Genomic DNA, 24,720 nt, shown 5'->3' with positions numbered 1-24,720 from the left:
CAAAAAACGACTTATTAGACAGCCCCTCCTACATAAATATTTTATTTAGATTTTAACACTTCCTTTAACAACTCAATCGCATGTTTGTCGGTTAGATCGTTCGTACCAAGCTCGCCGCGGAAGGCTTTGTTAAGGATAGATTGACGTAGTGAATCTATTTCTCCTTCTAATGCCTCTATTTTACTAATTTCGACTTCTTTAACATGTAAATGATCTAATAACTCAACAATTTTGTCTTGTTCTGCTTTTGGTGGCAATGGAAATAAATAATTCTCTAAAAATGATTTAGGTACACGTTGTTGTCCTACTGCTCCTGTCATTTCCTTTTTAGCTTCCATCCTAAATTTTTTAGATCGGAGTAAGTAATATATTAACTTAGTGTTAATATAAGGGTTTGTTCTAATCACGTGAAACTCAGTTGATCCAAATCCAAAACCATTTATTAAATTATGAGCAATGGCAGTTTTTCCATTTTCCATACATGGAGTTATTTTGGCAAAAAGAATGTCATTCTCAAGGAAAAATGTATAACCTTTCTTGACTTCAGCATACTTCCTAATCTCTGGATTTTCTATTTCACCTGTTTTATCATTTACAGAAGGCATAGGAATAAATGAGCAACTTTGAATATCTTCAATATCCTCTAATTTCTTCCTAGCTGGGTTAATATCGACAATATCACCTAATCTAACCCATCTCCAATTTTGAGGGATTGGAAAAGGTGGATTAATTTCGTATTCATCTCTTTTGTTCTTTTTTTTATAGACATTTTGAATTTCTTTAAAAATATCATCAGCACTTTTAATGATTGAGCTCTTAGACCGCCATTTTTTAGTTAACTCTCCTCGAAATGCCTTGTCTAAAATGCTTTCCCAGCGAAGTTCAAACGACCCTTTTACTTCTTCAATTAACCACTTCGCTTCATCAATTTTCGCAAAAAGCCGCTCAATCTTCTCAGCAATGCGTTTTTGTTCATTGTAAGGAGGTAATGGTAATTTAATGTTAGACAAATCATTTTTATTAAATCCTGCTTGGGCTGAACGAGAGATCATTTTCAAAGGTCCTTGAAAATGTTCTGTTTGTAATAACCAATATAAGTATTTTCTATAAATATGTTCTTTTGGATAAACTACTTTAGCTAATGCAACATTGTATGCACCGCTTAGTCCTGTTAAAATCCTGCCAATTGAAGCTCCATACCTTGCTATTAAGATGTCTTCTTCTTCAATTAATCTTAACTTACTTGTGTATGGAATATATGTCAAATAATCATCTGACGCAAAATCTCTGATCTGAACTAGTCTTATATAATCTTCTTTTGGTTCATTTATAAATTGACTTTTAGGAGGTTGTGTTCCGCCCTGAATATCTAATATTGAAGTGAAGTAAAAATATGCCCAATTCTCCGGCACTTTATAAGGCTGTTCTTCTTCCGGCACTAATGCTTCTTCTAGTAGTTCTTCTATCGATTTTTGTTTCTTTTTGCTCATTTTTCAAGCACCTCAGATGTTTCTGCGACTTTTAGCATTTCTTTAAAATCTGTTTGGTAGGTGTTAGGTTGTTCGACAGCTTTTAACTCGGCAATGACTTCGTTTAGTAACGAAATCGCTAGTTCTAATTTTTCCACCGCTTCTTCTGCAGATTCGATTGGGTCCGGCAGGTTTTCGTAGACGGACAAGGATTCATCAGCAATTAGCCCAATATCCAAACTGTCGCCTTTTTTCGCAATTTCTTCACGTGTGAATACATTCCAGCGCTCGTCTTTGACTTGGCTGCGATCTTCTGCCGTATAAGCCTTGATAAATCCTTCAAAATGTTCTTTCGTTAGCGGATTCCGTTTGCCAAAGGAAGGCATATTCGTGCGTAAATCGTACACCCATACTTCTTTTGTATTGCCGACATCTGTTTTCCCTCGGGTGAAGAATAAGACGTTCGTTTTCACCCCTTGGGCATAGAAAATCCCTGTCGGCAAGCGTAAAATCGTATGTAAATCGCATTTGTCCATTAGGTCCCGGCGAATGTCAGCGCCGACTCCGCCTTCAAACAAGACGTTATCTGGAAGGACAACCGCGGCACGAGCTTTGCCGTTTGCCTTGAGAGCGCGGTAAATATGCTGCAAGAAATTCAACTGTTTGTTCGATGTTGTAAAGGTGAAGTCAGTTCGTGTTGCCCGCTCGCCGCCTTTTTTTGTTCCAAAAGGCGGATTCGTTAAAATCATATCAAAATTTTTCAAACTTTCACCTAGTGAAGAGAGGGTATCGCCTAACAAGATTTCCCCATGAATATCATGAAGCAACGCATTCATGACCGCTAGACGATGCGTGTCTCTGACAAGCTCTACTCCTGAGAATGCCTTGTATTTTTGAAATTCGATTTCTTCTTGAGATAAGTCAAAATAATCATCGGTTTGTTTACGAACATGGCGATCTGCCGCGATCATAAAGCCGAATGTTCCCGCAGCAGGGTCATGGCAGCGTTCGCCCGGCTGAGGATTGACAAGTTCGACAATAACATCAATAAGGACGCGAGGCGTAAAATATTGCCCCGCTCCCGATTTCACTTCGCTCGCGTTTTTTTCTAACAGCCCTTCGTATAAATCCCCTAATCCTTCTTGCTTCGCATTGTACCAATCTAAGTTATTGGTCGATTGAATAATTTTTTCTAGGTTCTTTGGTTCTCTAATATTAGATGTCGCATCTGTATAAATTTGTTTTAATAATTCATTTTCCTCTTTTCCTAAATCAAGCAACAGCTGTTGATAATGCTCTTTAAGTGCGATCCCGTCTTTTTCTACTAACGAATCCCAACGATATTTTTCAGGAATCATATATTCTTGACCGGTTTCTTTCATCATTTTTAAGAACAGCAAATATGTTAGCTCTGTCACATATTGGTGATACGTAATGCCGTCATCACGAAGAACGTTACATAAATTCCATAGTTTTTGGACGATTTCTCTGTTGTTCATCTACGCTTGCTCCTTCTTTTGGTGATAGTTATACAAATTATAATTAATTTCGCGAACAATTTGTGCTAATTGTCCATCGAAAATTTGATTTAATTGTTTAAAGCCTCCACGGCTCTTAAAAGGTTCATATTCAAAAGCCTTTTCAGGGTCCGGATGAAGAACAGATTCTTGCAGTAATTGCTTTTCAATACGTTCCAGCCATTTCTTTTGAACAGGCGGCCATGCTTTCATTTGGTAAATTTTCTTCATGGCGTGTTTAATTCGTTCTTCATGACTAATAAGCGGATCGCCTAACGCTTGCTGGCGGATGAAGGCGATGATGTCCGCTGCGATGTCTTCATTTTTCGCCTCGCGCCAAGCTGCTTGTAATTTTTTCTCGGAAAAACCTTTTTGGTCCAATTCAAGCAACAATTTCTTTAACTCTTCTCTCGTTAATTCAGTTGGACGTTGACATACAATCATTAGCGCAGGGATTTTGTTCATATTGTTTCGGATAAACTCTCCAAATGATTGTAAATAATCATCCGGTTTTTCCGCATTTCCATATCCGCGTTTAACTCCAATAAGTTCATCTTCATGCGTGGAAATATATTGTTTATTTTCCCGATAGCGATTTTCATCCATATAACGGAACATCGATTTATACTCTTTTAACTGTCCAGTTAATTCAGCAGGATTCAAGTTTTTTACCCAATCTATAAATTCATCAACTGTTTTTCCACCAGATAATACTTTAAAGTCTTGGTGCTGCTTCTCTGACCATTGGCGTTTTTTTCGTTGGATTTTGGCTATAATTTGTTCTTGTTGATGTTGAAGGTGTTCTTCTTTATCTAAACCTTCTAATTCTTCTACTAATTGAGTCAGTGAAATATTTGGTCGAGTGACAACAGGCTTCATGCTTGTATATGGTTTTAAAGACTCATAGATTCCAACCGCATCGAAAATATTAAAGTGATCTTTTCGGATTTCTTCACATCTTCTCGTTGCTCGGCCTAGCATTTGCTCATAAAGAATCCGAGAGCGAACGCGGCGCAAGAAGACGAGATTTGTAATTGCTGGAACATCGACACCTGTCGTTAGCAAATCCACCGTCACAACAATAGTTGGATATTTTTCATTTTTAAAGCGTCGAATCGCACCTGATGGGTCTTTAATGGAGCCTGTAATTTTCATAATCGCATTGTCTTCGACTTCACCGTATACTTTTTCAAATTCTTCTTTTAAAAGACGTACGACTAAGTCTGCGTGATCATCTGTCGCTGCAAATATCAATGTTTTGCCTTCATCGTCAGGAGAAATATAATTCGTCAACTCTCGTATAATAACACGATTAAAGCTTTCTGTGATAACTTTTGTATTAAAATGTGCAACCTCAATATTCACTTCATCTTCAAGGTATTCTTGTGAAATTGTGCCGGAAACCGCATCATATACGTCGACCTTTTCACCTTTGGCCCAAGCGATTCCTTCCTTTTTTAATACCGTTTCAAATTGATATGGTGGTTCATGGTCGACTAAATATCCATCGACGACTGCTTCACGATAAGAATAAGTGAAAACCGGCGGTCCAAAAATTTCTGTAGTATGCAGCGCAGGAGTTGCTGTTAAACCGATGCGAACGGCATCAAAGTAATCAAGTACTTTTCGATATTTGCTTACATAATCATTGTGATCTCTTATTTCAATTTCTATGTCATTCATCTCTTTATCTAGTGTATAGCCTCGATGGGCTTCATCGACAATAATGCAATCATATTGATCAATCGATGGAATGTCTTCTGTTTTCTCGTTGTAGAAAATGCGTTTTAACATTCCTTGTACGGTAGCGATATGTACTTTTGTTTCATCATCTGGTTTTTGATCGTATAACGATTGTAAGCTATAAATTTCAGTGAACGTATGGAAATTTTCCAGCTTACTTTCTTTAAAAGCGCTTTCCGCTTGTTCTCCAAGAGCTTTTCGGTCGACAAGGAATAATATACGATTAAAACGCTTTGCTTTGATCAATCGATAAATGAGACCAATCGCCATTCTTGTTTTCCCTGTTCCGGTTGCCATGGCGATTAAAATGTTGCGTTTTTTCTCTTCCAATGCTTTTTCGACCGCTTGAATAGCTTTGACTTGATAGTCTCGTAATTTAAGATAATCAAATTTTTCATCACGCAAAAATTGTTCCGAACGTTCCGTATCTTTTTCTAATAGATTTTTCAGTCCTTGAGGAGTGTACCATCCTTGAAGTGGTCGCGGGTGATTCGTTGATTTCCGCGCATCTAAAAACCAAATGCCTGACTTTTGTTCTAGCTGTTTTAAAAAGGGGCGGCCATTGGTTGCGAACAAAAATGGAACATAGTAATCTCCCCATGGTTCATGGATCACTTCATGACCATGCCGAACAATAAGTTTTGCATATTCTTTTGCTTGCTCAATGTCAGACGGGATATCTTTACTAGCACGTTTCGCTTCAATGATCCCTACTAGCTCGGGGCCAATAAATAAAGCATAATCAGCGTAACCATGTTTTAAAGGCCACTCCGCAATCGCCATGTTTTTTCCTTTTTCCGGACGAACTCCTTTTGAGAAACGCAGCTTTTCTGAATCAGCCTCCCAGCCAGCATCACGCAATTGCTGATCAATAAGAATACGGGTTTCTGCTTCCGTCAATTCAAAGTTGGCAACGGCGCGTTGTGAGTACTCACGTCGTTTTTGTTTCTCTTCATTGCTAATATATAGCTGTTCTTTGCGTATCTTCTCAAGCTCTGTTTCCAAATGAGCAAGCTTTTCTTCGTATGACTTAACTACATGGTTCAATTCATCTTCTGATATAGATGTTTGCGGTGTCGGTTCGATATATTCTGGAGCTTGAAATGACCAATCGCCATACACTTCCATAAACCAAACCGCAATTCGAAACGCCATATGCAATAAAGCTTTTGCCTCATTTACTTCACCATAGCTCGGATTATGTACCGCTTGATTCCCTTTCAAACGAATGACCGTAAATAAGTCATATATTTCCTTCGGCAGAATTTGCTCATAAAAAAGAATTCTCAGACGCTCCTGTTGATCAGTTCTGCGTTCTTCCTTTATTTCTTCTAACGCTAAAATATATTTTGTTATAGTTTCAGCAAATTTTCTAAGCTCACTTATCGCCACATTTGGATTTTGATAGACATTTCGTTCTGCCGTTTCCCCAACACGGGCGAGAACTTCCCATTTTTCTTCTAAAAAGCGAAAATTGTGCGACATATACACACCTCACCCATAAGAACATGTATATAGTGCTATTTTATCATAAATTTTACAATATATATCATTCCAGTCATACATCTATTTAATAGAGCTAAGTCCGTATAATTGTGTAAAAATGAATGGGTCTAAAAATACTAGCCAATTTCAAATCCGATCCTTTCAGATGCTTGAGCTTGTAAAATCTGGTTTATTTTAACCGCAAATTTTTTGAATTTCCTTGAAGGAGTTGATGCAACATTTCTAAATCTAGGTTAATCTTGTTTTGGTACATTCAAATCTTTTCTCCATTAGAGTTTGGCGGTCCAACTTAATGGCAACTGAGTGTTTTTATTTCCTTTGGTACATTTGCTTTTGCTGGCATTGGTATTGAATTGTAACTTATTAAACATATATGATAACTTCTTACAATCATCGCATTTATAGAAACCATCCAAAATTTCTTTCATTAATAAACTCCTCTAGCTTTATATGAGTATAGGAAGAGCTTCCTCGGCAATATTAGAGCAGCTGCAAAATAATTCGCTTGTCTTTCCATTTCAACATAGGAATTATGGACCACTTGCACCAAAATGAGCATGCTTATCATAATAAAGAAATAGACATTCGAGTTAATTTAAAACCAACAAGAAGCTTAAAACCTCAAATAATGAAATATGTTAATATAAACTCGAAAAGTAAGCACGTCTATCCAAACGTGTATTTTCTTTAACTATGTAACCACCTGTCCCATTCGCACATTGTTAGCAAATCGAATGGGAACAGACTCGCAAATCATGTTTCCAGCCTAATCCCACATGTGGCGACAAATATCTTCATAAAGCTTCTTCAGGATTTCTTCTTGATACCCAGCTTTTTTTATTTCCCGCATTTTCTCTTTGATCGGCTGCAATTCTTCGATCGTAACAGTTTCTAGTTTCGCTACTCGGTCATCCGACAGCAAAACCTCTGGAGATGACGCTAAGTAATCTTCTAATTGGAAATGCCATAAATGAATATGCTCCTGATTCCGCTCCTTTAATCGCTGCGCCATTTTTAGTCCTTCAGGATCAAAATCTCCAGAATAATATATTTGACAACCTTCTTGGATGATTAAGTCTATTAACATTAGTGACGCTAGTTTAAATTGCCCATTTGTGCAAATCAGCGGCGGGAAAGCGTCAGGAAATAAATCCAACAAAGCGGAAAATACGCCTGAGTTCTCAACGACAAATACGGTCTGCCCCTTAGCAGGATATGCACGTTTTAACTTCAATATTTCCCGCAATGGCACATTGAGTACTGTATTCGTTTTTACAGCAGAAGCAAACACAGAATGAATTCCCTGTTCCGTTTCTGTCAAAATTCCCGCACATGTCACAAAGTTTAAAATATCTTCCCGTAAAATGCCAAATGATTGCAGGAGCTCATTGACTTCCTCGACTGATGATAAGTCATAGTCTTGATCAGAGTAAAATTGAAGTACATGAAGAAATACTTTTCCTTGAAACGTATGCAAGTCAAATGCGTGCGGATCTTTTAGCACTTTTTGTGAAAAAATTGAAAGACGTTCATAATCACCTTTTTTCGGCAAATGCTGAAGCGCAGTGCACACATTCTTTAAAACAGTCTCCAAATGTTCCCGATCTTGCGAATAGGCGATATGAATAAAGCGGTTTTGGGGAGCTGATTCAGCTATAAAAGACAGAAGCCTTGCTTGTTCGGGATATTGATGAATAAGGTTTTGAAAAAATTCTTCTTTTTTCTTCCGATCTGTTTCCCTCTTCTCTTGATTGGTTGTAATGTCTTCACCAAAATAATTCTCAAGTAACGTAACGAGCGGTATACCGGCAAAGCGCGTTTTCTCTAATTGTTCGGCAAACATTTTTAATGAAACCGAAGGAGTAGATTCTTGATGAAAATCCTTCCCAAAAAACGCCCCGAGCGCTTCTTTTTCTTCAAAGGAAAAACCGTCTAATTTGACCGTTCCGCCGATTCTCCCGAGTGATTGATATTTCTTTTTCATCAGCAAAAAAAGGCGGTGAAAGCCAGGTTCACCGCGAAAAAACTCAACAGCATCCGCTACTTTTTGTTCCAACATGAACCATCCTTCCTATATGGATGATGTAAAAGTAAATTCTTCGTCCGGATTTGACGCAAGTCGTTTCACTTTTCCATCCCAATGATAACGAATAACCGTAACGTACGGTGCATTTTTCGGGCGAACTAGCTCGCAAATAGAAAGCGATGGTACCGTGTCGTAGTCTCCCCAAAGCGCCTGAGAGTTCATGATATAGTTAAAACCAAGCTCTTCGACTAAAGCAAACATATCACGAATGTTATTTTCATCAACACCGGCAAACGCTTCATCTAACGAAATAATATATGGAGCATCCTCTGCAGCCTCTTGATAACGTGAATATGCCGCAGCAAAAAGTGGAATATACATCGCCATCGCCTTTTCTCCGCCGCTAAATTTATAAAACTTTTGGTTCGTTAATTCCCGCTTTGGTTCATTTGTTTTTTGGTAATAAAGCGTAAACGAGAACCACTTTCGGTAATCGAGCACTTCTTTAATGACTTGGTGAAGCGTATTGCCTTGCCCACGTTCTTCAAGCATTTCTCTCGCTCGGTTGATTTTTGAGCGGAAATGCATCGTAACCCGCTGCAAATCTTCTTCCTTTAGCAGCCGCGAATTCATTCGCAACAATTCGACTAAATCTTTCGTGTCCATTTCTTCTTCGGTTTCCGCGGTCTTCGGCTTCCATTGAATTGAAAATGTCAGACCTGAAGAAGTATCACGTTTTTCCATTAATGCGTTCATATCTTTTACCCAGCGTTCGGCACGCTGTATGCGGCTTCGCAATATTCGCCCGATCGTTTTCAAAATAATATCTTCATACAATTCGCGGTCCTGTTCGTTAATATATTCTTTTTGCAGCAATATATCTTTTTCAATCTCTTTTAATACATAATATGGTGTAACGCGTTGTCCTTTGTAGTCTAGTAAAATGATGATGCGTCCTGCTTTTTCCTTCCAATCGTTCGCTTTTAGCTCCGATTCCTCATCTAATGAAAGCTCGACGAACGGATTTTGTTTGTTCCAATCGGCAGGTTCCTGTGCCGGACGATATTCGATTAAATTCGGTTGTTCTTGGAAAAATATTCGGTTTAATCGTTCGGTGACAGAAAGTCGTGTATTCTCTTTTAATACAGAACCATATTTCTTGGAAATGTCTATTGCTTTGTCCAAAAGTGAGCCTGTTTCATTTTCGTCAACAAACACTAGCCCTCGTTCCAATTCTTTGGCAAATAGCTCTTCCCATGCTTGGACAAGAACCTTTGCAAATTCCAGTTTTCTCTCTAAACTGCTTAATTTGTTTTCCATGTTTGAAAGTTGATTCCCGATGTCTGCTTGCTTCTTAATTTTCTCAGGAATTTCCGTTTTTAAAAACGTTAATCGTTCTCGAATCTGTTGAATCTCTTGGCGAATATGTTCCGCTCCCATTTTCGTTAACATCGATTCGATATGCTCAAGTTCAAGTGATACCCGCTGTTGTTGATCGAGAAGAACATTGATTTCGCCTTTCGCTTCGTCTATTTCGTTTTGTAATGCTTCAAGCTGATCATTTAGATTTTTGATCATTTCATCGGTGTGCACAATGTTTCCATGAGTAATTTGTACGTCATTTAACTCTTTTAAATATGATTTCATATAAGACAAAGCATCTTCGTACCCTTTTTTTGAAAACTTAAGGTCCAGTCCTTCTGTCTTGTTGCGCAAAGTATTTTTCACTTGCTGCCATTCTCGAGCGATTTGTCCGAGTTTTTCATTTTTCCTTACTGTTTCTTGTTCTTTGCTTGCTGCCAGGAGTTTCGTTTGCTCCCACTGGTCATAGGCATATTTGACATTTTTGTCAGTTGGAAACAATTGAAACCCTTCCGTAATGTGGCGGATTCGTTCATCAATGGCTACCAGCTGCTCTCGTTTTTCTCTGAGTTGAGTGTTTAAAAGCTGTAATTCTTCCTCAAATTGCTGAATTTTCTCAAGACGCAGCCGTTTCCGTGCGGCTCTTCCAATATACTTTGCCTTTTCCCTTTCAGGGGCATGTCCTTTTAAAAGTCCTAGTGAATATTGTCCGGATTCGTTTATGACAAAATAATCCTTTTCTTGCGGTTCGTCCGATACGATAATACTGCGCAATACCGCTTCGATTCGTTCCTTAGAAACACCTGAGTCATTCTCTACATCAGGTTTTAAATAATCCTCTAGCGTGTGTGCCATCATTGCCGGGTTTGGCATGATTACTCGATCATATTGGATATCTAAATCCGCTTCAACAATTAAAGCGTCGAGCAATCCAGCATGATTTAATGTAGATTCGATCCGTTCCCGCAACTCTTCAGAAACGTGCTCCTGAAATTCCACAGCTGCATAAAACGGAACGTAAGGTATTCCTTTCTCTTTTAACAAAACCCTTGTTTGCACCGTTTGCATGTCTCGTTCTGGTTCAGGATCTTTTTGTTCCTTCCAATAGCGTAATTTTTCTTCCGTTTCACGAATTTCATTTTCTATCAATTTCATTTCATGTTGTTTTTTAATTTTTTCCGCTTTCCACGATTCTAAAGATTGATAATATTGATTCGTAAACGGTTGTTTCACCTCTTCGAAATGATAGCGCTCATATAGCTCATTCAACCTTTGTAAAAATACTTGAAATGCTTCGTCATCCACCTTTATATCCGGATACATTTTGCTCCATTCAAACACGCTTTCCTGCAAACGGGATTTTTCGTCTTCAACCAGTTCATACCATTTTTTCTCTTCATTTTTTAGTTGGTCTAATTCCCTATTTAATTCGCCGAGCTCTTTATACGTTTCTTCATAACGTAATTGAATTTCATCATGTTCTTTCCAAAGTCCGTTAATTTGCTCCAGTCGATCAAAATGTGCATTAGCTTCCCGCTTCCATACGGTAAAATCAAATTCATATTCTCGGTTCCGCTGAAAATCTTCTTCGTTGATTGTATGCTCGGAAAAAGAGCTTTCTAACGCATCGTTCCGCATCATTTCTAACTGTTCTGTTAGCTTTTTCAATAACTGTTCGAAACGTTCTTCATACATGTTTAAGTTTTGTTCAATTTTCCGTTCTTGCTCTCGTTTTTCATCTATAAATCTTTCTTTCTTTTTGAGCTCTTTGTTTACATTCTGCAGTTTTTCCGCTGTTTCATTACGCTTTTCTTCTGCCTGAAACACTTCATGATTGGATAAATCAAGTTCCCGTTTACGCAGCACTTCTTGTTCAATCGATAATTGTTGAGTCTCTTCTTTCAATGTCGCAAGTGTTTCCTCATATTCACGATGTTGTGCGACAAACTGTTTCTTTTCTTCAGCTAACTTTTTAAAGCTTTTTTCCGATTTTACATATTCATTCGCTTTCTCAGCCAACATATACTCATTGTAAGTCGAATAATGCTGGCAAAGATGCTTTAGAGCCTTCTCGTCTTTTTCAAGCTGTTCTAATTGTTGTTTTGCTTGATCCATATTTTCTATCGTTTCTGACAAGTGTCGCAGCTCTTCATCTGTAAGTGCTGGCAGCGAGCTTTCTAATATTTCGTAGATCACAGTTGGCTTAAAATCTTTTGAAAGCTTCGGACTGCGTAATTGAATGAGTAATTCAATCAATTCGTGGAACGCATCAAGCGACTCAAATCGAAAAATATGTTTATTCACTAACTCCATATATTCACGTTGCGAATCAACAACCGTACCGCCTTCACCAATAACAGTGATCAACTCCCGTTTCGTTAAAGGAATTTTTTGCGTCTTCCCGTCTGTCTTTTCTTCTTTATATAAACGCAAGTCTTTGCCGATGCGCCGATTGTCAAAAACGACAAATCCCCAAAAATCCATATTTTTCTGCCGTTTTGCCCGTAAGCCGATACCCGTTGTGATATATTGTTCAGAGTTTTTTCGCTTATATTCTAAAAATAAATAGCCTGTTCGTTCGTCCCTGTCGACGAGTTCTTTTTCCCCAAGCAAGTAATCTTCCATTCTTCTAGCTCGGGAACCGAACGGATCGAGGCGATCAGGACTCTTTTTTCCATCAAGCAGAACCGGAAGAAAACTTTGCATCGTCACCGATTTGCCGGAGCCGTTGCTTCCACGCAATAGAAGTTTTCCGTCTGCGAAATGAAAAAATTCTTCATCATAATACCAAAAATTTAACACTCCCGCTCGATATAACTCCCATTTACTCGTCATCTTCATTCGTTCCTTTCATTAGAAAATCATCAGGATATGTTCCGACTAATCGACCTAAAAGGGGGTAGAGAATAATCATCCCAGTCTCCGCTTCACGTTCTGCCATTTTCCACTCCTTTAATGCACTCAATACTTCATCAGAAAGCTGAGAGATTGTCATGTCGCGGTATGTTTTACTCCATCCTTCGGAAAATTCGTCACGGCATTTTTTTAACAGACCTAAAAAATCATTTGGTGTTAAGCGGATTTGTCCATATTCATCAGGCATGTGAACATCAAGATGCTGGCGAATAATTTTGGAAAAATGAAGAATAATCTCCGAAGTACCTTTTTGATCTGGAAACAGCGTATAGCGGCTTTGACGTTCCGGTAAAGTTAAAAGTGCCGCATTTTTAAAAAGTTCATAGTGATAATCAGTATGTTTTTCAATATCTTCCCGCAAGCGATGGCGAAAGTTTCTTAAATAATAAAAGTCAGGATCGTCTTTTTGTCTTCGATAAATGGCTGGCGATAAAAATAGTTGCCGATATATCCGATGGCGGCGATAGTCTTGCGGGGACGCTTTCCATTCTTCTTCTAAAATCTCCTCTATCGTTTCATATTGAAACAAGTCTTTCGGATATGATCTCATAAAATAGCGGGATACAACGGGAACTTCATAGAGTGCTTCATGGTCTTCTTTATTTGCAAACCCTTCAAGATCCCCATCGACGCGTTTTACGATACCAATTTGCTCCGACGTCCTCAGCACCCGAATGAGCGACTTCCGATGTTGATAATTCGTCCAATCGATTGGCAGTTCCCCGGGATACATCGCTTGAATCTCTTCACATAAATCGGACAGAAGAAATTTCTCATCGACGGCTTTGCTCTCTAAATATGCTAATAAGCAGCAAAACAGGGCATAATCTAATATATCTTGAAAATCTTGAATACCCATCCACGATTCTGGCTCAGCCGGGATTTTCTCGAGCTTTGCAAAATAGCGGTGAATGATTAGCCGATATCCAAACTTTTCTTGCAAGTAACGTTTCAATACTTTTTCACGTTCTCTAATCTTTTGATAAAGCTCTGGTTCCTCTTCCCGGACAATCCAGAAGTTTTCAAACAGGGCTGTCATGGCTTCTTTCGCTTTTTCATCAAACCCTTGCTCCGTCTTTTCCAATGTTACATCTCTCCCTTTTCGAGGACATAAAGTTCATAATTCGGCATCGTAAGTGTTCCGTCAGCAGCTTTCAATTGAATCGAGGAAGAATCCTTTTGCAAGATTTTCACTTTCCATCCGTTTTCCGTTTTTACGACTCCGTCTTGTTTTGTCATTGATTTTGCTATCCAGCTTAACAATGTTTTTCGAATGTGCGGTTCGATCACCGGCAACTCTCGTAATACGATTTTATTGTCTTGAATGAGGTTCTCTAACTCTTCTTTCTCACGTTTTTTCTCCAGCAAAAATTTCTCCTTCATCTCCTGTTTCTCTTTTTCATGTGTTTCGATCGCTTCCGGCTTTTTCTTTTCACGGTAATGGCGAACGCGAGGCTTTACCGTCCATTCTGTCGGCTCTTCTTCCCAAATATCGCGATAAAAGTTTTCTGTTGCATCGTTCTCTGTTATGAGATGCTTTGTATGGAAACAGCCGAAAACAACAGAGGATAGTCGGTGGGCATCTACTAAACTCGGAAGCTCGGAAAACCACTTTGCTAAATGGAGAAAATCTTTCTTGCGGCTGCGGAAATTGTGATGACGTTCCCCCAGCCTTTGCACGACCCGGGTCATGCGGCGAATGGCTTCATTCGTTTGGTGCTGAAGAAAATACAATTCACTTTCACGTCCTTCTCTGCCTAAAAACCATTCTTTTAGACCTTTCCATTTTTCGAATAAATCTTCTTCAAGTTGTTCTTTCGTCACTTCCATTTCTTCTAATCGAGGAATCGTCATTTGATAATCAGCAACAATTGCGACTAGTTTGTGAACATCATCTTCTGCGATATCTTCCAACAACTTTTCAATTTTTAACGATGTTTTCTGTAAGGCAACGATGAAATCGCGTAAATATGTCGTAAATTTTTCTTTATATACAAGAAAGGCTTCCGACATCATTCGTTCTTCCGTGTTCTCACTGTTAAGGTAAGCGATGTAATCCGCAGAATTTTGAATGATTTTTTTGAAATAATCGAATGTTTCTTCCCAAATTTGATTAATCTCTTCTCGTTTTTCTTGAAAATCGTTTTGTATAATATTTTCTATTCGAACGAGTGAAGAGTATAAACGGTCAAAACGCGTTTTTTCTAAAGATCCTCCGAATGAATCCCCTAGCTTCTCTAACGTGCGGATCATCCTCTCAATTTCAACCGTGTAAGGACTGCATTGATAACGAAACCGTTTCTTTTTAAATTCTTCGATTGTGCGAATATTCACCGTCTCTTGCCGAGCAATTAAGTTTTTCCATTTGACAAGCTGATCTAAATCCTGCTGGAGATCGTCTTCCGTATAGTTCTGAAACTCCTCATGCTCTTTTAAAAATGCAAATACTTCTTCAGGAAACAAATATTGCCGCATTCGTTCATGCTGCATATAAAAATATCGTAAAATCGCCCGATAGCGATAAGCATTGTCCGTTGCCAAATACTTTGCCTCAGAAATCGGCTTCAGCCATGAAGAATCCATTATGCATCACCTTATGAATTATGTTTTTATTTCTATTGTAATAGATTTGCAGAGAGATTGAGACAAGATTTTGATGGGGATTTTTTTGCTGTTTTGATTTTTTGGGTATATTTCGTTTTTACGATCTGTTTTGTAAGCGTTCGCCAACCATCTCATCCTGTTTGTATGTGCTCTTTTGTTTTTTTAAATCCTTTCAACACTTTTAATGCTTGTAAATCGGTGTTCCTGCCGTTTTCCGAAATACTCCCGGCAAGCGGTGATCCACGCGGTTCTATCTCCATTGAGAAAACCAGTCCATCATCGGGTCATAGCTGTATTCTTCCATCATAAACCTTTCAAGCCCTTCCTACACCGGCTCATTTCGTCTGATGCACATAGTGACGTTTGTTTACCAAGGGCACTCGTGATCGATGTACTCCAACACCTGTTGAAGCAGTTCCCCGAAGGTTTCTTGAATCATCGAAAATAATTCCATTTCGATCTCTTTTAATGTTTGCTCCCCTCTCTTTTCTCCTTGTGTTTGGTTTGTGCACTTATCACAATACAGGAAGAGAGTCCTTTTTGCATTTATTTTGCCTTTCCCCCTACTATTTAAGAGAAACTCCTGCTTCTAACGGAAGGATCTTATCTTTCTCCAACAAACATTTTACTCATACAGAGCGAAGATGCATATGAATGCTAATTTAATAAATGTACAATTTTGATTCTCGCATGAATACTGAACTTGAGGGAAAAGAGGATGCATGCGAAATGAACAATCACAAAAGAGATGAAGAGACCAAAACACTTTTTCTTCTTTTGCTCTTCCTCTTTGGCCACAGTGATCATTTTGCGTGTCTCCATGGATTCCTTTAGAAACCGCGTGAGAAGTTCATCCCTTTCCTTTATGTATTTCTGTTGTTGATCTAACCTCATCATGAGTACTTTAGCAGATCGTTTTGTTTGGCACCATCACTTTTAACGTTTGTATATTATCGTTATAACGATCTAATTCCCGTTTTGTCTTCATTTCGCAAACTGCTACGTTTGATTGTCGAACACATGCCATTACTGCTTCTGCCGCTTGTTTCTGGCGTCATATCGCTGCTCTGTTTTATCTCCATAAAACGCTTCAAGAGAATATAATGTCTTTTCTAAATAGCCTCGCTCCCACCCGCGTCTTGCTTGGAGAATGAGAGCATACTTTCTTAAAGCAGATTCCTTCATTCTTAACTAGGTACACACGTCTCTCGGTTCAATCAATATTAGTCCTTCGTCTATATCACTAGTCAAAACACCGATACATTCTGTTATTACACTGTTATATAATCATTCTATTGATGTTTCGGCATACCCTGCAAGCGACAAAATGATGGGAATGTATAGCGAAAAAATATTGAAGCTTTAACAAACTTTAAGATCATGACGTGATACAATCATGAGTGTAACGGTATAAAACAAAGGGAAAGGGAGAAGAAGATGGAATCAGATGCAGTAAAACGTGAGCGATTACGTTTAAAAAAAGCTGACAAAAAAGCTAAACTAGACGAATGGTATCCCAATAAGATCACATTAGCTAATGAATGGATTGAGAATGAGCAAACGCAAATGAAACGACTGATCGTTCAAGGGGCCATTTTCACTTGTGAACTCGGGGAAAATATCGGCACAGAGCAAAACGGAGAACGACCGGTGCTTGTCCTTTCTAATAACAGAATTAACCGTACATCCGGTAATGTTAAGATAGCTCCGCTGACTACAAAGTTAAAAACCAAAATTATAACAGATCGGAAAGGAAAAACAATGGTATCGCCAAAACTTGCGACACATTATTTTCTCAAAAAGGAAGTCTATCCGTTTTTAACGCAGACTTCCGCCGTAAAGGTGGAAGAATTAACGACAGTCAACAAAGTAAGGCTAAAGCAACATATCGGCAATATAAACAAGGATGATTTAAATAAGATTATGAACCGTGTAAAATGGGTATTTAATCTGTAACGTACTTACAACGTATTGACAGTGTATTGATCATGTATTGACATTTCCCAAGGTTTTTTCTATACTTAGAATACAAAATAAGTTGTCTGTCTCGTCACAGACCATTTCACACGTGAAAAAACGTGGATTCGTTTGTATTTTCCAACGGAGAGGAGCCTAAATGGTTCCTCTCCTTGCATAATATCAGCAAAAAGCTCATAACTTAATAATAAGTTGCCTGCCGCGTCGCAGGCCATTTCACCCCGTCAGCGGGGGATTCATGTTTTTTTGCCCCAGTACTTAGGTGCTGGGGTTTAATGTATTTATTGGAGAAGATTTCTTACGAAGAAAATCTACATAAAGGTCTGCAATGTTGAATGATTTCGCATCAAAGCGGCTGAATGACTTGTGTAATTCAACATAATTAATGTACGTGTTCACTTACAAGGGGTAGAAAAGAGCATCCGTTGATTTTGCTGCCAGCTGCCTAATAAATAGAAAAAGGTATTTTTGCCCGGCAGATCAACGAACAAGAACAATACAAAGGGCAATAAGTTAAAATTTCTTTGTTATATACAAGAAAGACTTCTAACATCATTCGTTTTTCCGTGTTCTTTACTGTGAAGGTAAGCGATATCATCCGCACAATTTGAAATCATCGAACGTTTACTCTCAAATTTGATTCATCACTTCCAGTTTTTGTTCATAATCATTTTTTCAAATATTTCTATTCAAACGATTAAAGAATAGAAGCCGTCAATACACATCTTCTAAAGCCCCTCCAAGTGAATCTCCCGCTTCTCAACGTGCGAAGCATCTGTTCAATTTCATTATACCTTCCTATGGTATAATGAAGTAAGTTTTTTGATCATGAAAGGGGACGAAATGAATTTTGCAGACAAACCATGATTTATTTTCCATAGAAGATGTCGAGCAATTTATTAATAGTCATCATTTGGCATTTTTATATATATCCAAAACAAATTGCAGTGTTTGTCATGCTTTGCTGCCAAAGGTGGAAAAAGTGCTGGCTGAGTTTCCAAAGATTCAAATGGGCTTTATCAACGTCGATGATATTCCGAGCATAGCCGGTCACTTATCCATATTTACCGCGCCTGTTTTAATTTTATATGTCGATGGAAAAGAGGTTTTGCGAGAAGCACGGTTTGTTCATGTTGAGCAGTTTAAGGAGAAAGTGAAGAAAATTTATTTTTTAGCGGAGCAATCGTAACTTGTTTGCGGGTGAAGGCGCCTTTTGGCTGAGATGTTTCACAGAGGCGGAATGCTAACAAATGTATTCCATGAGCGGAGTCTTCTACACATAGGGGCTGTCTAATAAGTCGATTTTCCGGCTTATAGACGCCCCTTTAATATTTTTGAAACGTTGATATATCAATGATTATGATGTTTCATTCTGGACAGCCCAAAAAATATTCTTGTTCTAAAAGGGAATGAATCTGCTTAAAGTTAGACTGGATCATCAAACGAAAGCAAACTTGCCAACGCCGCAAGCAAAATCCTCCAATGATGAAAATGAAGTCTGGAATAAAAAGAAACGTTTAGTTATTTCATTCATGAAAAATCTATATGTTCTCACAACCGTAAAATCTATCTTGATGGCGGTTGAAATAACGGAATGCATGCGCGGTACATTCCGTTTCTTTTCTTCATTTTATGTTGAATTTAACTTAAAATCAGACACAGATGCTTCCGAAGGTCTGAGACACTTGAGTAGAAGCTACTTCAAACAAGTCCGTTTCTTAGAGAAAGTCCTCCCCCATAACCATCTGAACAAAAAACTGCAGCTTAACAATTAAACATTCACATTAAGTTTCAAAATTACATCAAATATAGTGCTTGTTCGTTATTTCGCTGCTTCTAACAATAGATCCACAATATGAACAGCTTTTACATCCTTTAATCCTTCTCTTTCAATTCCTAGCTTCATTTGCATGAAACATCCTGGATTAGCTGTTACTATTGTAGTGGCTTTGGTTTTTTTCATTTTTTCCATTTTCTGATCTAAAATTTCCATGGATGTTTTCGGTTCGACAATGTTATAAATGCCTGCAGAGCCGCAGCAGCTATCGGCATTTTCCATTTCTGTGAATGTTACTCCTTTAATTGAACGAAGCAATTCTCTAGGAGCTTTTGACGTTTTCATGACGTTTCTCAGGTGACAGGAATCTTGATATGTGACGACTTGTTCAGGAAGTGAAAGGCGAAATTGTTTGTGAAAATCAAGCTCATATAAAATGGACGTAATGTCTTTTATTTTTGCAACAAATTTTTCAGCGCGCTCTGACCATTGCGGATCATCTTTTAATAAGTGATCATATTCAATCAAGAAAGCGCCGCAGCCACCCGCGTTTGTTATAATATAATCTACTTCGTTTTTTCCAAACGCTTCAATATTTTGTTTTGCTAATTCTTTCGCTAGTTCTTTTTCTCCGCTATGACCATGCAAAGCTCCGCAGCATGCTTGTGTTTTAGGAATAACAATTTCACACCCGGCTTTTTGCAATAATTGAATGGTTGCATGATTTGTTTCGAGAAACAACGTGTCCATTAAACATCCGGAAAAGAAAGCAACAGTTGCTTTTTTCTCTCCTTTTGGCGGGAAATATTCAGATCGCTGTTTCAGTGTCTTTCTCTCAGGAACATCAGGCAATATTTTTTCCATTTCGCGGAGATGATCTGGAAACAGTTTCATAAATCCTATTTTACGTGCCGCTTTTTGAAGTCCAGAGCTTTGATAAAATCCAACTAAGCTAGTTATGTTGATTAAATTATTTTTCTTAGGAAATAGTTGTTTAAAAACCACATTTCGAACTGCCCGCACAGGTAAAGAATGCTTTTTATTTTGGTTAATTATGTCTCTTGCTTCTTCTAATAAATGTCCATAATTCACACCCGATGGACAAACCGGCTCACACGCACGACATCCTAAACATAAGTTTAAAGACTTTTCAAATTCATCATCCGGTTGAAGGACCCCATCATAAACTGCCTTCATTAAGGCAATTCTTCCTCTTGGTGATTGGCTTTCTTTATATCCAGACACAATGTAAGTTGGGCAAGATGGCAAACAAAAACCGCATCTCATACAATTTAACAGCTCATCTTCGTCCATGCGTTCCTTGAAATCTCTTTGGATATTTTGCTTTTCTGATTCTGTCATCATTTTGAGATCACCACTCGTTTTCGTGTATCCTTTGCAAATAATTTCCCAGGATTCATAATATTGTTTGGATCCAATGCAGCTTTGATCGACTTCATCACATCGATGCCAGATTTCCCTAGCTTCCATTCTAAATAAGGCGCTTTCATGGCCCCTACTCCATGTTCTCCAGTAATTGTTCCTCCCAGTTCAATGGCCTTTGCAAATATTTCAGCAAAAGCTTTTTCCACCCGTTCCATCTCATCTTTCTTCCGAATATCTGTCGTGCAGGTAGGATGAAGGTTTCCGTCTCCCGCATGACCAAACGTGCATATTTTTACGTTATGTTTTGCGGCTATTTCATTAATGGCTTTGACCATTTTGGCAATTTCTGATCTTGGAACAGTCGCATCTTCTAAAATGGTAGTTGGTGCTAGTCTGGCTAAGGCGGACAAAGCGGTGCGTCTCGCTGTTCGTAAAGCTTCAGCTTCTTCTTCTGACTGGGCAATTTGTACAGATACGGCGTTTTCACTCCTGCATATTTCTTCCATGACCTTCATATCTTTACTCACATTTTCAGGCGTTCCATCTTGTTCAATCAGTAATACGGCTTGAACGTCTGTTGGCAGTCCGATTTGTGAATAGTCCTCCACTACTTTTAGCGTCGGCTGATCTAAAAACTCTAAAGTTGCCGGAATTACTTTATTGGCAATAATTTTCGATACGGAACGCGCAGCAGCTTCTAAATCTTGAAATAAAGCAAGCATTGTCTTTTTTGATTCAGGCAGTGGGATCAGCTTTAATGTCGCTTCTGTAATCACTCCTAACGTTCCTTCAGAACCTATAAATAAGCGCGTTAAATCATACCCTGCCACATCTTTCGCTAGCTTTCCTCCTGTTCGAACAATTTCCCCATTAGGAAGAACCGCCTCTAGCCCTAGCACATAATCACGAGTTACTCCATATTTCAGTCCTCTTAATCCTCCAGAATTTTCGTTAATATTTCCCCCAATTGTAGATATTTTCATTGAGCTTGGGTCTGGTGGATAAAACAAACCTTTTTGTTCCACCGCATGGATTAAATCAAGTGTGATAACTCCCGGTTGACATGTGACGGTTAAGTTTTCCTCATCGATCTCTAAAATTTTGTTCATATGTTTAAATAGAAGAACGATTCCTCCTTCAACTGGACAAGTGCCGGCGCATAAGTTCGTACCAGAGCCCCGCGGAACAATCGGTATTTTATTTTCATTACATAATTGCAATATTTTAGATACTTCCTCTGTATTTCTAGGGGAAACGACCGCATCCGGAATCGATTGAAAATTTGGAGTCGCATCATACGAATATACTAACCTTTCAACTTCCGAATCTTCAAAATTTTCTTCTCCTACAATATTTATGAATTCCCTCTTTATATCAGGAGCAATCATTCAAACCCCTCACTTTTATTCTTTTCGTTTTATTATAAAGAATGAGAGTCATATTATCTATGTATGATGATATAATTAACATACCAAAAATGCCTATTTTATTGTCTTTTTAACCAAAAGGGTGGTGATACGAGTTGCAATTATCCCCAAAGCTGGCTGCTAAAATTATTTCAGAGGTTCAGGACGTAGTCAAAGAGGATATTATATTAGTTGATATTAATGGGATCATCATATCCTCCACTGATGAGAGTCGGATCGGCTCTTTTCATGAAGGAGCTACGATTGTTATTAAGTCCAAACAAAAGCTTTACATTGATCAAATCAAAGCACAAGTGCTGAAAGGAGTCAAAGCAGGAATCAATATGCCCATTATGTTTCATAAGAAGGTAATTGGAGTGATCGGAATAACTGGCGAACCGAAACAAGTGGAGCCTTATGCGGACTTAATTAGAAGAATGACAGAGCTCATTATACAAGAAGCATATTATACTGAAAGAAACGAATGGGAAATAAGAGGAATAGAATCGTATCTTTATGAATGGATCAATGCTTCATCTGTGGACAAAGATTTTTTAGAGCGCGGGTTTATGTTAGGCATTCCTGTGTATGACACTCATGTTTGCACACTCATGGAATTGGAGATACACACATTAAATAATTACGATATTCATCGAATTCAAAAAGAAATCATAGAATTGTTTTATTCTATCTTCGGGAAAGAAAAACATTTTATTGTTCGATGGGGGCAAGAGCGCTTTTTAGTATTAAAAAAGATGGATGCTTCTTATAAACAAAATTATTTTTACAGTCAGTTAAACGATTTAAAAAAAAGATTCGAAAACAGATACAAAAGCACTTTAGCTATTGGCATAGGAAAAACAGCTTGCAAACACATGATCAATAAATCTTTTAAAGAAGCACAAAAAGCATTAAAGGTAGCGCGAAAAAATAAAGGCATTGTATTTTATGAGGATCTTATATTAGAAATCATCTTGGAAGATATCCCATCAGAGATGCAAAAAGATTTTTTGAAGCAAACCATTCATATGATGGAAAAAGATCAAATTCTAATCGAAACGTTACAACACTATATGAACAATAATCAATCGATCAAAAAAACAGCAGAGGAAATGAATATCCATATTAATACACTGCACTACCGTTTAAATAAAATCGAAGAGCTGACAGGAATTAACCCTAAAACAACAGAAGGAATTGTCATATTTTATATATCGTTACTGTTATTAAATTCTTTAGACCGTTAAGTCCGTATAATTTGATCGAAACGGGAGTGAATGAAAAAAGACAATCGGCAAATGTTGTTCGGGGAGACGACCGGCAGGAAAACTTGGGATTGCTACCATACACCAAGTATTAAGTCCATAGTGTCTTTCAATGGGCAATTTCCTTTTTAGACAAGTAATTAGGAACTGCTCTAAATGTGGAGAACGTCTGGACACATGTTTGACATTCCAATGATTTTCTCTAACTGTCTCATTTGAACGTCACTCAAATCATCCTCATTGGATTTTCTCCGCTTACATCTTGGATTCGATGATAAACGTATTTTTCCTGATGAAACAAAAAATCCCGAATATCGAACTTTTTTCAAGTATCCGATATTCGGGGGGCATTTTCAAATACATCAGCCCTTTTATGTTTTAAACAGCAGACTTTTCTCTTACATTCAACAATTTAAAGAATTCTCTCATGAATCCCGGTAAATCCGGCCAAGCGTGGCCCGATACAATGTTCCCATCCACATGAAGCATTTTTTCCACATAAGTAGCTCCTGCTGCTTCCACTTCTGGTCTACAAGCAGTGTAAGCTGTCATCTCTCTTCCTTTGATGTATTCTCTTACAGTTGTTAAGACTAATTGTCCATGACAGATCACCCCAAGAGGTTTATTTTCTTTTAAAAAGTGAGCAGCAATTTCCTGAACCTTTGGATTCATACGAATATATTCAGGCGCACGCCCTCCTGGGATAATTAATCCATCATAGTCGGCCGGATTAATCTCATCTACTGATGCATGAGATTCGATTTTATATGCCCATTTTTCTGTAAAAGTCTCCATTTCAGGAAGGAAATCATGGACAACCGTCTGGAGCTTCTTTTTAACAGGTGAGGCAATTGTACAATTAATATTTTCTTCAATACAACGATAATAAGGATAAAACACTTCTAATGCTTCAGCAGCATCGCCAGTAATAATAAGAACATTTTTACTCATCTTACATCACCTTTCCTTTTATTATGAAATTATTTGTACGCTGTAAAAATTATGAATCATTTTGCCAAACTGCCTTCATAAGCAGCAGACAAATTATATCGTGCCTCCAACAATCCCCGGCAATAATGCGCATTAAACTCCATGCTCAACCTTGTCAGCTTGGCGCCTTTCAAGTAATCTGAAAACTCTTCTTCAGTCAATGGTTTCCCTTCTGGAGTTGTTATGGCAAATGTACTTGAGTGATGGAATACTTTTTTCTTCTCCAAATATTTTTCTCTTAACAGCCTCCCTTCTTCGGGCAGGGACAGTTCATTCAGTTCTTGTAGAGATAAAGACGTAATTTCTTCCTTTGACATTCCTATTTTTAGTAGATATTTCATCAGTTTCTCTTGCCTTGCATAGTAGGCTTTTATATCAAAAGTTTTGCGCAATTCTTCAAGGTCTCCGTCAGATAAAGCGCCGAAGACTTCGCTAAATGATTTTCCTGCTGATGCTCCGTGATTAATTTCATCGGATGCACAATGATCCAGTAAATGAACTTGAACCGTTTTTACCCATTCTAACTCAGACACATATTTCCTTATATCTTCAGCCATGATGTATGCAAAGTTAGGAGAACACCAATAAGTTGGAAGACGAATGACTACTTCAACATGATTGTCTTTAATTACAATATGGTCGATAAATCCCAACTCTGTTAACGGCTGATCAAGTTCAGGATCATACACTTTTTCAAGCATGCTATACACTTGCTTTTCTTTATCCATTAACTTCGATGCACCTCCCCATTCAATGGATTAGATAAGTCTTTTAAT

At 38.1% G+C, this 24,720-nt stretch carries 18 protein-coding genes; 4 read left to right on the top strand and 14 right to left on the bottom strand.

The genetic code is table 11. From position 1 onward, the window contains the following. Positions 1 to 41: 41 nt before the first annotated feature. The 10 genes from NSQ71_RS06260 to NSQ71_RS06215 form a co-directional block, all read right to left on the bottom strand. A complete protein-coding gene (locus NSQ71_RS06260) occupies positions 42 to 1,490 on the bottom strand; it encodes a restriction endonuclease subunit S (protein WP_339199364.1) in 1,449 nt (482 codons plus the stop codon). Beyond that, positions 1,487 to 2,968, bottom strand: a complete 1,482-nt coding sequence (locus tag NSQ71_RS06255) for a class I SAM-dependent DNA methyltransferase (RefSeq protein ID WP_340733380.1) — start codon at positions 2,966 to 2,968, stop codon at positions 1,487 to 1,489. Before NSQ71_RS06255 ends, NSQ71_RS06260 begins: the two co-directional genes overlap by 4 nt. Next, a complete protein-coding gene (gene hsdR, locus NSQ71_RS06250; RefSeq protein ID WP_340733378.1) occupies positions 2,969 to 6,214 on the bottom strand; it encodes a type I restriction-modification system endonuclease in 3,246 nt (1,081 codons plus the stop codon). A gap of 448 nt (positions 6,215 to 6,662) precedes the next feature. After that, a complete protein-coding gene (locus NSQ71_RS06245; RefSeq protein ID WP_339195707.1) occupies positions 6,663 to 6,752 on the bottom strand; it encodes an ImmA/IrrE family metallo-endopeptidase in 90 nt (29 codons plus the stop codon). A 249-nt stretch (positions 6,753 to 7,001) separates the two neighbouring features. Continuing rightward, complete coding sequence (locus NSQ71_RS06240; protein ID WP_340733376.1) at positions 7,002 to 8,294, bottom strand: TIGR02679 family protein; 1,293 nt, start codon at positions 8,292 to 8,294, stop codon at positions 7,002 to 7,004. 12 nt (positions 8,295 to 8,306) lie between these two features. After that, positions 8,307 to 12,458, bottom strand: coding sequence for a TIGR02680 family protein (locus NSQ71_RS06235; protein ID WP_340733374.1), 4,152 nt, complete (start codon positions 12,456 to 12,458; stop codon positions 8,307 to 8,309). Then, entirely contained in the window at positions 12,448 to 13,578 is a 1,131-nt protein-coding gene (locus NSQ71_RS06230; RefSeq protein ID WP_117017513.1) for a TIGR02678 family protein, read from the bottom strand. Before NSQ71_RS06230 ends, NSQ71_RS06235 begins: the two co-directional genes overlap by 11 nt. 47 nt (positions 13,579 to 13,625) lie before the next feature. Beyond that, positions 13,626 to 15,122, bottom strand: coding sequence for a TIGR02677 family protein (locus NSQ71_RS06225; RefSeq protein WP_339199350.1), 1,497 nt, complete (start codon positions 15,120 to 15,122; stop codon positions 13,626 to 13,628). Positions 15,123 to 15,274: 152 nt separating this feature from the next. Beyond that, positions 15,275 to 15,403, bottom strand: a complete 129-nt coding sequence (locus NSQ71_RS06220) for a hypothetical protein (RefSeq protein WP_340733372.1) — start codon at positions 15,401 to 15,403, stop codon at positions 15,275 to 15,277. Between the two features lie 644 nt (positions 15,404 to 16,047). Then, a complete protein-coding gene (locus NSQ71_RS06215; protein WP_261308773.1) occupies positions 16,048 to 16,170 on the bottom strand; it encodes a hypothetical protein in 123 nt (40 codons plus the stop codon). A 410-nt stretch (positions 16,171 to 16,580) separates the two neighbouring features. Between NSQ71_RS06215 and NSQ71_RS06210 the strand changes: the two genes are divergently transcribed. From NSQ71_RS06210 to NSQ71_RS06200, 3 genes are all read left to right on the top strand, one after another. Further along, positions 16,581 to 17,099 carry a type II toxin-antitoxin system PemK/MazF family toxin gene (locus NSQ71_RS06210; RefSeq protein ID WP_311067069.1) on the top strand — a complete coding sequence of 173 codons (519 nt, stop codon included), beginning with the start codon at positions 16,581 to 16,583 and terminating at the stop codon, positions 17,097 to 17,099. A gap of 871 nt (positions 17,100 to 17,970) precedes the next feature. Next, complete coding sequence (locus NSQ71_RS06205) at positions 17,971 to 18,309, top strand: thioredoxin family protein (RefSeq protein WP_144597540.1); 339 nt, start codon at positions 17,971 to 17,973, stop codon at positions 18,307 to 18,309. Positions 18,310 to 18,529: 220 nt separating this feature from the next. Continuing rightward, positions 18,530 to 18,895 (top strand): hypothetical protein, encoded by a 366-nt coding sequence (locus NSQ71_RS06200; protein ID WP_340733370.1) that lies wholly within the window; start codon positions 18,530 to 18,532, stop codon positions 18,893 to 18,895. Between the two features lie 47 nt (positions 18,896 to 18,942). On the opposite strand, the gene NSQ71_RS06195 is transcribed toward NSQ71_RS06200, so the two are convergent. Both NSQ71_RS06195 and glcD read right to left on the bottom strand, forming a co-directional pair. Then, complete coding sequence (locus NSQ71_RS06195) at positions 18,943 to 20,259, bottom strand: (Fe-S)-binding protein (RefSeq protein ID WP_340734410.1); 1,317 nt, start codon at positions 20,257 to 20,259, stop codon at positions 18,943 to 18,945. Beyond that, positions 20,259 to 21,671, bottom strand: coding sequence for a glycolate oxidase subunit GlcD (gene glcD, locus NSQ71_RS06190; protein WP_063386437.1), 1,413 nt, complete (start codon positions 21,669 to 21,671; stop codon positions 20,259 to 20,261). Before glcD ends, NSQ71_RS06195 begins: the two co-directional genes overlap by 1 nt. Positions 21,672 to 21,805: 134 nt before the next feature. On the opposite strand from glcD, the gene NSQ71_RS06185 reads away from it, so the two are divergent. Continuing rightward, complete coding sequence (locus NSQ71_RS06185; protein WP_339211216.1) at positions 21,806 to 22,936, top strand: CdaR family transcriptional regulator; 1,131 nt, start codon at positions 21,806 to 21,808, stop codon at positions 22,934 to 22,936. A 396-nt stretch (positions 22,937 to 23,332) separates the two neighbouring features. Here NSQ71_RS06185 and NSQ71_RS06180 read toward each other — a convergent pair whose 3' ends face one another. Together NSQ71_RS06180 and NSQ71_RS06175 are read right to left on the bottom strand one after the other, a co-directional pair. Next, positions 23,333 to 23,905, bottom strand: a complete 573-nt coding sequence (locus tag NSQ71_RS06180) for a DJ-1/PfpI family protein (RefSeq protein ID WP_063386439.1) — start codon at positions 23,903 to 23,905, stop codon at positions 23,333 to 23,335. Positions 23,906 to 23,961: 56 nt separating this feature from the next. Continuing rightward, positions 23,962 to 24,672 carry an iron-sulfur cluster assembly protein gene (locus NSQ71_RS06175; protein ID WP_339211215.1) on the bottom strand — a complete coding sequence of 237 codons (711 nt, stop codon included), beginning with the start codon at positions 24,670 to 24,672 and terminating at the stop codon, positions 23,962 to 23,964. Positions 24,673 to 24,720 lie beyond the last annotated feature (48 nt).

Origin of the sequence: Aeribacillus sp. FSL M8-0235 (assembly GCF_038000355.1) — a bacterium.
Taxonomy (GTDB): Bacteria; Bacillota; Bacilli; order Bacillales; family Aeribacillaceae; genus Aeribacillus; species Aeribacillus composti.
The sequence above is the reverse complement of the archived record's forward strand: the minus strand, read 5'-3'. Positions and strand labels throughout refer to the sequence as shown.

Coding starts and splice junctions, on each gene's coding strand:
- NSQ71_RS06260 (WP_339199364.1), bottom strand. CDS start 1,490: ATGAGCAAAAAGAAACAAAAATCGATAGAAGAACTACTAGAAGAAGCA.
- NSQ71_RS06255 (WP_340733380.1), bottom strand. CDS start 2,968: ATGAACAACAGAGAAATCGTCCAAAAACTATGGAATTTATGTAACGTT.
- hsdR (WP_340733378.1), bottom strand. CDS start 6,214: ATGTCGCACAATTTTCGCTTTTTAGAAGAAAAATGGGAAGTTCTCGCC.
- NSQ71_RS06245 (WP_339195707.1), bottom strand. CDS start 6,752: ATGGAAAGACAAGCGAATTATTTTGCAGCTGCTCTAATATTGCCGAGG.
- NSQ71_RS06240 (WP_340733376.1), bottom strand. CDS start 8,294: ATGTTGGAACAAAAAGTAGCGGATGCTGTTGAGTTTTTTCGCGGTGAA.
- NSQ71_RS06235 (WP_340733374.1), bottom strand. CDS start 12,458: ATGACGAGTAAATGGGAGTTATATCGAGCGGGAGTGTTAAATTTTTGG.
- NSQ71_RS06230 (WP_117017513.1), bottom strand. CDS start 13,578: ATGACAGCCCTGTTTGAAAACTTCTGGATTGTCCGGGAAGAGGAACCA.
- NSQ71_RS06225 (WP_339199350.1), bottom strand. CDS start 15,122: ATGGATTCTTCATGGCTGAAGCCGATTTCTGAGGCAAAGTATTTGGCA.
- NSQ71_RS06220 (WP_340733372.1), bottom strand. CDS start 15,403: ATGGAGATAGAACCGCGTGGATCACCGCTTGCCGGGAGTATTTCGGAA.
- NSQ71_RS06215 (WP_261308773.1), bottom strand. CDS start 16,170: ATGGCATGTGTTCGACAATCAAACGTAGCAGTTTGCGAAATGAAGACA.
- NSQ71_RS06210 (WP_311067069.1), top strand. CDS start 16,581: ATGGAATCAGATGCAGTAAAACGTGAGCGATTACGTTTAAAAAAAGCT.
- NSQ71_RS06200 (WP_340733370.1), top strand. CDS start 18,530: ATGAATCTGCTTAAAGTTAGACTGGATCATCAAACGAAAGCAAACTTG.
- NSQ71_RS06195 (WP_340734410.1), bottom strand. CDS start 20,259: ATGACAGAATCAGAAAAGCAAAATATCCAAAGAGATTTCAAGGAACGC.
- glcD (WP_063386437.1), bottom strand. CDS start 21,671: ATGATTGCTCCTGATATAAAGAGGGAATTCATAAATATTGTAGGAGAA.
- NSQ71_RS06180 (WP_063386439.1), bottom strand. CDS start 23,905: ATGAGTAAAAATGTTCTTATTATTACTGGCGATGCTGCTGAAGCATTA.
- NSQ71_RS06175 (WP_339211215.1), bottom strand. CDS start 24,672: ATGGATAAAGAAAAGCAAGTGTATAGCATGCTTGAAAAAGTGTATGAT.